This window comes from Streptomyces sp. NPDC087859 (assembly GCF_044742595.1).
GTDB classification, from domain to species: domain Bacteria; phylum Actinomycetota; class Actinomycetes; order Streptomycetales; family Streptomycetaceae; genus Streptomyces; species Streptomyces canus_F.
This window is the reverse complement of the sequence record NZ_JBIUUU010000004.1, coordinates 578108-587191: the sequence shown is the minus strand read 5'-3', so window position 1 is coordinate 587191 and position 9084 is coordinate 578108. Positions and strand designations below refer to the sequence as shown.

At 69.0% G+C, this 9084-nt stretch carries 7 protein-coding genes; 3 read left to right on the top strand and 4 right to left on the bottom strand.

Annotated features, from left to right (window positions below):
- Positions 1-373 precede the first annotated feature (373 nt).
- Positions 374-1381 carry a stage II sporulation protein M gene (locus ACIOHP_RS12805; protein WP_361561255.1) on the bottom strand — a complete coding sequence of 336 codons (1008 nt, stop codon included), beginning with the start codon at positions 1379-1381 and terminating at the stop codon, positions 374-376.
- Positions 1382-1511: 130 nt separating this feature from the next.
- Between ACIOHP_RS12805 and ACIOHP_RS12800 the strand changes: the two genes are divergently transcribed.
- Complete coding sequence (locus ACIOHP_RS12800; protein ID WP_401886383.1) at positions 1512-2453, top strand: RDD family protein; 942 nt, start codon at positions 1512-1514, stop codon at positions 2451-2453.
- An 18-nt stretch (positions 2454-2471) separates the two neighbouring features.
- Here the strand turns inward: ACIOHP_RS12800 and ACIOHP_RS12795 are convergent, their stop codons facing one another.
- Together ACIOHP_RS12795 and ahcY are read right to left on the bottom strand one after the other, a co-directional pair.
- Positions 2472-3086, bottom strand: a complete 615-nt coding sequence (locus tag ACIOHP_RS12795; RefSeq protein ID WP_401886381.1) for a hypothetical protein — start codon at positions 3084-3086, stop codon at positions 2472-2474.
- A 142-nt stretch (positions 3087-3228) separates the two neighbouring features.
- The gene (gene ahcY, locus ACIOHP_RS12790; RefSeq protein WP_401886379.1) at positions 3229-4686 is read right to left on the bottom strand and encodes an adenosylhomocysteinase; all 1458 of its coding nucleotides are present in this window, start codon (positions 4684-4686) and stop codon (positions 3229-3231) included.
- Between the two features lie 471 nt (positions 4687-5157).
- On the opposite strand from ahcY, the gene ACIOHP_RS12785 reads away from it, so the two are divergent.
- Both ACIOHP_RS12785 and lepB read left to right on the top strand, forming a co-directional pair.
- A complete protein-coding gene (locus tag ACIOHP_RS12785) occupies positions 5158-7212 on the top strand; it encodes a fructose-specific PTS transporter subunit EIIC (RefSeq protein WP_401886377.1) in 2055 nt (684 codons plus the stop codon).
- Between the two features lie 115 nt (positions 7213-7327).
- Entirely contained in the window at positions 7328-8005 is a 678-nt protein-coding gene (lepB, locus tag ACIOHP_RS12780) for a signal peptidase I (protein WP_401886374.1), read from the top strand.
- A gap of 47 nt (positions 8006-8052) precedes the next feature.
- On the opposite strand, the gene ACIOHP_RS12775 is transcribed toward lepB, so the two are convergent.
- Complete coding sequence (locus ACIOHP_RS12775) at positions 8053-9033, bottom strand: cation diffusion facilitator family transporter (protein ID WP_401886371.1); 981 nt, start codon at positions 9031-9033, stop codon at positions 8053-8055.
- Between the last annotated feature and the right edge of the window lie 51 nt (positions 9034-9084).

Sequence of the window (9084 nt, the reverse complement as noted above, 5' to 3'; positions counted from 1 at the left end):
CGCTTCCTTTGTACTCACCCTCTCGGGCTTTCCTCCGGGCTTTTCCCTTCGGTCTTGCGTTTCCGACTCTATCAGACCGTTTCCGGTTCCGATTTTCCTCGGTGCTTTCCAGGTTCCCGCTCTCGCGTTTCCCTTTCCGGCGGTTCCGACTTTATCAGAAGTTCCGGGCCGGACTGACCGGCCGCTCATTTCCGAATTATCGGGAGGGGCTTCTTCGAGACGATGTCTCAAGAAGCAGACAGACACTCACTGTCACCGACCGGACTAGATCCAGTTCTAGGCAACTGTTCGAATCTACCTCCCCGCTCTCTCCGTGTCAACGGTTCCTGCGGGGCGAAGAGGACACTAGCAGCTCAGCAGCCCCGTACGCACATCAGGCCGCCATGGGGACCGTGGCGCTGCGTTCGGCCTCCGCGACGTCGCCCGATTCTCCTGCGCGGGCAGCACGCCCGCCGAGGACGTAGACGTACGCGAGGAAGGCCAGTTCGGCGAAGACCCCGATGCTGATGCGCGCCCAGGTGGGCAGGCCGGACGGGGTGACGAAGCCTTCGATGGCGCCGGAGATGAAGAGGATCAGGGCGAGGCCGATGGCCATGCCGATCGCCGCTCGGCCTTCCTCTGCGAGGGCGGCTCGACGCGTGCGTGGGCCCGGGTCGATGACGGTCCAGCCGAGGCGCATGCCTGTTCCCGCGGCGACGAACACCGCGGTCAGCTCGAGCAGACCGTGGGGCAGGACCAGGCCGAGGAAGGTGTCGAGGCGGCCGGCCGAGGACATCAGGCCGAAGCCGACGCCGAGGTTGAGCATGTTCTGGAAGAGGATCCAGAGGACCGGGAGACCGAGGAAGACTCCGAGGATCAGGCACTGCGCGGCGGCCCACGCGTTGTTCGTCCAGACCTGGGCGGCGAAGGAGGCCGCGGGGTGGCTCGAGTAGTACGACTCGTACTGCCCGCCCGGGCGGGTGAGCTCGCGGAGCTCGTTGGGGGCCGCGATGGTGGCCTGTACTTCCGGGTGGGTGCCGATCCACCAGCCCAGGAGGGCTGCCACGGCTGTGGAGAGAAGCGCGGCGGGGACCCACCAATGTCGTGCTCTGTAGACCGCTGCGGGGAAGCCGTACGCCAGGAAACGCGTGACGTCCCGCCAGGAAGCGCGACGGGTTCCTGTCACGGCACTACGCGCGCGTGCCACGAGTTGGCTGAGCCGGCCCGTCAGCTGTGGGTCGGGGGCGCTGGACTGGATCAGGGAGAGATGGGTGGCCGTGCGTTGATAGAGAGTGACGAGTTCGTCGGCCTCGGCGCCGGTCAGCCGCCGCTGGCGTCGGAGCAGGGCGTCGAGGCGATCCCACTCCGCTCGGTGAGCGGAGACGAAGACGTCGAGGTCCATCGGTTCGGCTGCTCCTCGGCTGCTCGTCGGCGACTCGTCGTGGGTGTCAGCTTGTCGTACTGCGGTGCGATGCGCCCTCAGCTTGGCAGACTGGCCGTTCTCGGGGCGGGCCAGGGGAAGGACGGCGGACGTGAGTGAGCTGGTGACGGGCGAGGCGGTGGCGCTGGAGCTGCGTCCTGCGCGGCTGCCGAGCAGGGCGTTGGCCGTGCTGCTCGATCTGCTGGTGGGCGTGATCGTCTACGTGGTCGTGACCATCGCGCTGGTGGCTTCCACGGCTTCCTTGGACGAAGCGGCCCAGTTCGCGGTGTCTCTCGCGGCGTTCGTGCTGGTCATGGTGGGTGGTCCCATCGCGGTCGAGACGCTCAGCCACGGCCGCTCGCTCGGGAAGTTGGCGTGCGGGCTGCGGGTCGTGCGGGACGACGGCGGACCGATCCGGTTCCGGCATGCGCTGGTGCGCGGCGGGATCGGCGTCATCGAGATCCTGCTGACGTTCGGGGTCGTCGCCTGTGTCGCGTCGCTCGTTTCGGCGCGGGGGCGACGGCTCGGGGACGTGTTCGCGGGGACTCTGGTCGTACGGGAGCGGGTTCCGGTCGCGCATACCGGGTTCCTGCCTCCGCCGCCGCCCTGGCTGGCGGGACGTTTCTCCGGACTGGACCTGTCCGCGGTTCCGGACGGGTTGTGGCTCGCCATCCGGCAGTACCTGGGGCGAATGCAGCAGTTGGACCCACAGGTCGGCTGGGCGATGGCCGAGCGGCTCGCCACTGACGTCGCGGCTCGTACGGGGACCCCGGCGCCACAGGGTGTACCGCCGGCGGCGTATCTCGCGGCGGTGGTGCAGGAGCGGCAGGCGCGGGAGGCTCGGCGCGCTTTCGGGAACGCGTCGGCTGGGGCGTACGGAACGCAGCCTGCTCAGCCGCCTTCGCTCTCACCGGCCGCGGCTACTGCGGCCCCGCCTCCCTACTACGGTTCCGCCGCGGCGCCTCCGCCTCCCTCACCCGGCGCCGGGCCCGCGGAGACGCAGGAGACGCCGTCGCCTGAGCGCCCTGGTACCGGATTCGCGCCTCCTGCGTAAGCCGTACCGCCCCCCTGCTCACTCGAAGACGGACGGCGGCGATTCGAGGTCCTCCAACTCGATGCCGGGAGCCGAGAGGACCACGTCCCCGGCGATGTGCACGGTGTGCTGCTCTCCCGTGTCCAGGGCTGTGACCTGGTATTCGTCCACGGTCAGGGGGCCGTTGTCAGTGGCGTGTGCTTCGCTTTTCATCAGTGCCCAGGACTGGTCCACGGTGCGCGGGGCGAGGACCGGATCCGTGAAGGCGACGAGTCGTACGCGGGTGGCTGATGTGGAAGGGGTGAGGCGTAGCAGACGGGTCGTGGCGATGAGGAACGCGGGGGATGTGCCGGTGAAGGCGTGGGCGGGGACATTGCCTTCCGTGGCGTGAACCCCGGTGGGGTCTGTACGGACCCAGGTAACGCCGTCGAGAGCGGCGCCGCGTACCTGCCAGCCCGCTGCGTGGAGTTCCAGACGGATGGGGCGGCCGAGTTCGTCGAGGGCCAGGTCGACGGAGCCGGAGTGATCGCCCGCGGGGTTCGTCAGCTGGGCGACATAGCGCCAGCCGGAGGGGCCGGGGGCGCAGTGGAAGTGCTCTTCTGCGAGGGGGGTGTGATCGTGCGGATCATGGAGCGAATAGCGGCCGCGGGGCATGGGGGTCCTGGGTCTTGACGGGCTGGTCCGGGCATAGCGGCACGGGCTGGTCGGGCCGGAGTGGCCAAGCGGCCAAAGGGGCAGGCCCCCGGCACGGGGGTGCGGGGGCCTGCCTCGAAGGTCCTGCTGCTGAGGAGAGTGCTCAGTAGCGGTAGTGGTCCGGCTTGTACGGGCCGTCGACGTCGACGCCGATGTAGGAGGCCTGCTCCGGGCGCAGCGTCGTCAGCTTCACGCCGAGCGCGTCCAGGTGGAGGCGGGCGACCTTCTCGTCGAGGTGCTTGGGCAGCGTGTAGACGCCGATCGGGTACTCCGACTGCTTGGTGAACAGCTCGATCTGAGCCAGCGTCTGGTCCGCGAACGAGTTGGACATCACGAACGACGGGTGACCGGTCGCGTTGCCCAGGTTCAGCAGGCGCCCCTCGGACAGGACGATCAGGACCTTGCCGTCGGGGAACTTCCAGGTGTGGACCTGGGGCTTGACCTCGTCCTTGACGATGCCGGGGATCTTGGCCAGGCCGGCCATGTCGATCTCGTTGTCGAAGTGGCCGATGTTCCCGACGATGGCCTGGTGCTTCATCTTGGCCATGTCGCTGGCCATGATGATGTCCTTGTTGCCGGTCGTGGTGATGAAGATGTCGGCCTTGTCGATGACCTCGTCGAGGGTCGTGACCTGGTAGCCGTCCATCGCCGCCTGCAGAGCACAGATCGGGTCGATCTCGGTGACGATGACCCGGGCGCCCTGACCGCGCAGCGACTCCGCACAGCCCTTGCCGACGTCGCCGTAGCCGCAGACGACCGCGGTCTTGCCGCCGATGAGGACGTCGGTGGCGCGGTTGATGCCGTCGATGAGGGAGTGGCGGCAGCCGTACTTGTTGTCGAACTTCGACTTGGTGACGGCGTCGTTCACGTTGATCGCCGGGAAGAGGAGGAGGCCGTCGCGCATCATCTCGTACAGACGGTGGACGCCGGTCGTGGTCTCCTCGGTCACGCCGCGGATCTCCGAGGCGAGCTGGGTCCACTTCTGGGAGCCGTCGGTGATGGTGCGGTTCAGGAGTTCGAGGATGACGCGGTGCTCGTCGTTCTCGGCGGTGTCGACCGAGGGGACCTTGCCCGCCTTCTCGTACTCGACGCCCTTGTGGACGAGGAGGGTGGCGTCACCACCGTCGTCGAGGATCATGTTCGGGCCGCCAGTGGGGGTGTTCGGCCAGGTCAGAGCCTGCTCCGTGCACCACCAGTACTCCTCCAGGGTCTCGCCCTTCCAGGCGAAGACGGGGATGCCCTGCGGGTTGTCGGGCGTGCCGTTCGGGCCTACCGCGACGGCGGCGGCCGCGTGGTCCTGGGTGGAGAAGATGTTGCAGGACACCCAGCGGACCTCGGCGCCCAGAGCGACCAGGGTCTCGATCAGGACGGCGGTCTGCACGGTCATGTGCAGGGAGCCCATGATGCGGGCGCCGGCCAGCGGCTGGGTGGCGGCGAACTCCTTGCGGATCGCCATCAGGCCGGGCATCTCGTGCTCGGCGAGGGTGATCTCCTTGCGGCCGAACTCGGCCAGGGAGAGATCGGCGACCTTGAAGTCCTGTCGGTTGTCGACAGTCGTCATTACGGGCTGCTCCTCAAGGTTGGGGCGAGGTGGACACGGCTGGTCTGCGCGGCGGCGGACACAGGGGTGCCCGAAAGAGGACACAGGCATGCCCGGTGCGCGCAGCGCAGTCCGTCGGAGGCCCTCTCTCCCTCGGTCGATCCACATCGGGATCGCCCGACCGCCATCAGCAGCGACGTCTGGCTCCGTCCCAAGCTACACCGGTACGCCCGGGCGCCCCCAGTCCACCTCCGAACACATCGAGCCGATCACGAGGCAGCCACGAGAGGAGCGTCGGGGTGGCCGCGCCGTCGATAACAGGACACCCACGATCGCCGGACCAGGAGCCATCAGGCCGTGACAATCCGGGACTTTTGAACCTTTGAGCAGGGCGGCACGTGCTGCAGGATGCAAGGGATCGGGAACAGCTGATCGATCTTGCGGGGCGTCCGGGACGGCGTTCCGTGCGAACAACGGCGTTAGGAGATCGACGTGACCAGTCCGGCCGGCCCTCCCCCCACGGGCGGCGGCAGTGGCGAGCAGCAGCGGTTGAAGCTGCTCGCGGTGACCGCCTGCCCGACCGGCATCGCGCACACGTACATGGCGGCCGAGAAGCTCGCGCAGGCTGCCGAGAGCCGCGGCATCGACATGAAGGTGGAGACTCAAGGGTCCATCGGGGCCGAAAACGTACTCGATGACAACGATGTCAGCACCGCGGACGGCGTCATCGTCGCCGCGGACAAGGATGTGGACCTGAGCCGCTTCGTGGGCAAGCGGGTCCTGACCGTCGGGGTGGCGGAGGGGATCCACCACCCCGAGCAGTTGATCGAGCGGGTGCGGTCGGCGCCCGTGCACCAGCCGGACGGGGCGAGCGCGCCCGCGGCCGGTGCGGGTGGTGGCAAGGAGCGCAGCGTCGGGTACAAGGCGCTGATGAACGGGGTCAGTTACATGATCCCGTTCGTCGTGGTCGGCGGGTTGCTGATCGCGATCTCGCTCTCGCTCGGCGGACACACGGACCCGTCGGGTGGTCTGGTCATCCCGAAGGACTCCTTCTGGATGGACGTGAACAACATCGGTGTCATCGGCTTCACGCTGATGGTGCCGATCCTGTCGGGATACATCGCGTACGCCATCGGCGACCGCCCCGCCCTCGTACCGGGCATGATCGGCGGCTGGATCGCCAACACCGGTTCGCTGTACGACTCCAAGGCGGGTGCCGGGTTCATCGGGGCGATCGTGACCGGGTTCCTCGCCGGGTATCTGGTGTTGTGGATCAAGAAGGTCAAGGTCCCCAAGTTCGTGCAGCCGATCATGCCGATCATCGTGATCCCGATCGTGGCGACCACGGCGCTGGGGCTGTTCTTCATCTACGTCGTCGGGAAGCCGATCTCCTGGGTGTTCGAGCACCTGACCAGCTGGCTGAGCGGGATGACGGGTACGAGCGCGATCCTGCTCGGCGCGATTCTCGGGCTGATGATCGCCTTCGACATGGGCGGGCCGGTCAACAAGACGGCGTTCCTGTTCGGTACGGGGCTCATCGCGACCGGCAATCAGACGGTCATGGGCATGTGCGCGGCCGCGATCCCGGTCATGCCGTTGGGTCAGGGGCTGGCCACGCTGATACGCAAGCGGCTCTACACCGAACAGGAGAGGGAGACCGGGCTCGCCGCCCTCTTCATGGGCTGCTTCGGTATCTCCGAGGGTGCGATCCCGTTCGCGGCGGCGCGGCCCGCGCAGGTCATCCCGGCGAACATGCTGGGCGGCGCGGTGGCCGGTGCGATCGCCGGGGTCGCCGGGGTCGAGGACGCGGTGCCGCACGGCGGGCCGATCGTGGCGGTGCTGGGCGCGGTGAGCGGTGTGCCGATGTTCTTCGTGGCCGTGGTGATCGGAACGGTCGTCACCGCGCTCACAACGGTCGCCCTTGTCGACATCAGCGAGCGGAGGCGGCGCGGCGAGGCCGTCGTCGGGCTGCCGGCGGTCGGGCCCGAGCCTGTGCTGGTCGGAGCGGGTGCGGGCGGGGCGCCGGGTGGCGGGACCGTCGTGGCGCAGCGAGTCGTACGCGAGTCCGTGGCGGCGCCCGTCGCGACCGCCGAGGTCCTGTCCGGGTATCTCACCGAGCAGACCGTGAAGGTCGAACTCGATGCGGTCGACAAGGAGGCCGCCGTCCGGGAGATGGCCGGGCTGCTGGCGCGGACCGGCAAGGTCGCGGACGTGGACGAGCTGGTGGCGACCGCGCTGCGGCGGGAGGAGCAGGGCACGACCGGGCTCGGTGAGGAGATCGCGATTCCGCACGCCAAGACGGATGCGGTGAGCGCGCCGGTCGTCGGGTTCGCGCGGTCCGCCGAGGGCATCGAGTGGGGGTCGCTGGACGGTACGCGGGCCAGGCTGGTGTTCATGATCGCCGTACCGGAGGCGGCCGCGGGTGACGAGCATCTGCGGATTCTGGCGCTGCTGTCGCGGAAGTTGATGGACGCCGGGTTCCGGGAGCGGCTCACTGCGGCGCCGGACGAGCGGGCGGTGCTCGAGGTGCTGGGCGAGATCCAGTAGGACGGGGTGTGGTGAGTGCGGGCCGTGGCCACCGAGGTGGGGCCCGCACGAGCCATTCACAGCGGGGCGCTACCCTCTGCCGCCGCGGATGTTCCGTGTGGGGAGGGAGTGCCTGATGGGCAGGGCTCGGGGGCTGGGGATCGCGGCCGTCGTGGTGGGTCTGGTGGGGTTGTTGGCGGGGCTGGGCGGCGTCGGCTACGGACGGTATGGCTTCGGGGGTTCCGTCGTGTCGGGCGAGAGCATGGCGCCGACGTTCGGGCGGGGCGACCGGGTCGTCTTCGAGCGGATCGACGGGAGCGAGGTGCGGCGCGGGGACGTCGTGGTGTTCTCGGCGCCGGACCGGTACGGGTTCGACGGGCTGGTGATCGAGCGGGTCGTCGGAGTGGGCGGGGACCGGGTGGCGTGCTGCACCGGGGAGGCGCGGGACGCGCGGGTCACCTTGAACGGGGAGCCGCTGCAGGAGCCGTATCTCAAGGGCGCGGAGGCCGGCGGCGGATTCCCCGCCTACGACGTGCGGGTCCCCGAGGGGCGGCTGTTCCTGCTGGGCGACCACCGGGCGAACGCCCGTGACTCGCGGGCCTTTCTCGACGATCGCGGCGGGACGCTGCCGACGTCGGCGATCCGGGGGCGGGTGATCGACGACTACACCGTGCCGGTGGTCCTCGGGGTGGCGATGATGGCCGGCGTGGTGCTCGTGCTGGTCGCCGCCGGGCTGGGGATCGCCGCGATGGTCGTACGACGGAAGGCCCGGGCCGTGGTGCCGCCACCACCTCCCTGGGCGGTGCGGGTCTGACAGCCGAAGCGGCCCACCGGAATTCCGGTGGGCCCCTTCGGTGGGTGTCAGTGGCCGGCGTCGTGCTGCGCCGGTCCTCCGGGTGTCGCCTCGCGGTCGGCGCCCTTGGCGGCCTCGGACGCGCTGAAGATGTCCGGCTCGAGGTAGATCACACGGGCGATCGGGACGGCCTCGCGGATACGGGCCTCGGCGGCGTTGATGGCGTTGGCGACCTCGGCGGCCGTGTCGTCGTGCTGGACGGCGATCTTGGCGGCGACCAGGAGCTCCTCGGGGCCGAGGTGGAGCGTGCGCATGTGGATGATGCCGGTGACGACGTCGCCGTCGACGATCGCGGCCTCGATCTTCTGGACCGCTTCGATGCCCGCGGACTCACCGAGGAGCAGGGACTTGGTCTCCACGGCCAGGACGAGCGCGATGAGGATGAGCAGGACGCCGATGCAGAGGGTGCCGATGCCGTCCCAGACGCCGTCGCCGGTGGCGAGGGCCAGGCCGACGCCGCCGAGGGCGAGGATCAGACCGATCAGTGCGCCCAGGTCCTCCAGGAGGACGACCGGCAGCTCGGGCGCCTTGGCGTGGCGGACGAACTCCTTCCAGGACTGCCGGCCGCGCAGGCCGTTGGACTCCTTGATGGCCGTCCGGAAGGAGAAGGTCTCGGCGATGATCGCGAAGACGAGGACGCCCACCGGCCAGTACCAGTGCTCGATCTCGTGCGGGTGCTTGATCTTCTCGTAGCCCTCGTAGATGGCGAACATGCCGCCGACCGAGAAGAGCACGATGGAGACGAGGAAGGCGTAGATGTAGCGCTCGCGGCCGTAGCCGAACGGGTGCTGCGGGGTGGCCTCGCGCTGGGCCTTCTTGCCACCGAGGAGCAGCAGTCCCTGGTTGCCGGAGTCGGCGAGGGAGTGGACGGACTCGGCGAGCATCGACGACGAGCCGCTGAAGAGGAACGCCACGAACTTCGATACCGCGATCGCGAGGTTGGCGCCAAGTGCCGCCACGATCGCCTTGGTTCCGCCTGACGCGCTCATGTGTTCGCGTTGTCCCTTCGTACGTCCACGCAGTCCAGGCCTTTGCCCGTC

Excerpts from the sequence above, each read along its gene's own strand:
- ACIOHP_RS12805 (WP_361561255.1), bottom strand. The coding sequence starts at position 1,381 with ATGGACCTCGACGTCTTCGTCTCCGCTCACCGAGCGGAGTGGGATCGC.
- ACIOHP_RS12795 (WP_401886381.1), bottom strand. The coding sequence starts at position 3,086 with ATGCCCCGCGGCCGCTATTCGCTCCATGATCCGCACGATCACACCCCC.
- ahcY (WP_401886379.1), bottom strand. The coding sequence starts at position 4,686 with ATGACGACTGTCGACAACCGACAGGACTTCAAGGTCGCCGATCTCTCC.
- lepB (WP_401886374.1), top strand. The coding sequence starts at position 7,328 with ATGGGCAGGGCTCGGGGGCTGGGGATCGCGGCCGTCGTGGTGGGTCTG.
- ACIOHP_RS12775 (WP_401886371.1), bottom strand. The coding sequence starts at position 9,033 with ATGAGCGCGTCAGGCGGAACCAAGGCGATCGTGGCGGCACTTGGCGCC.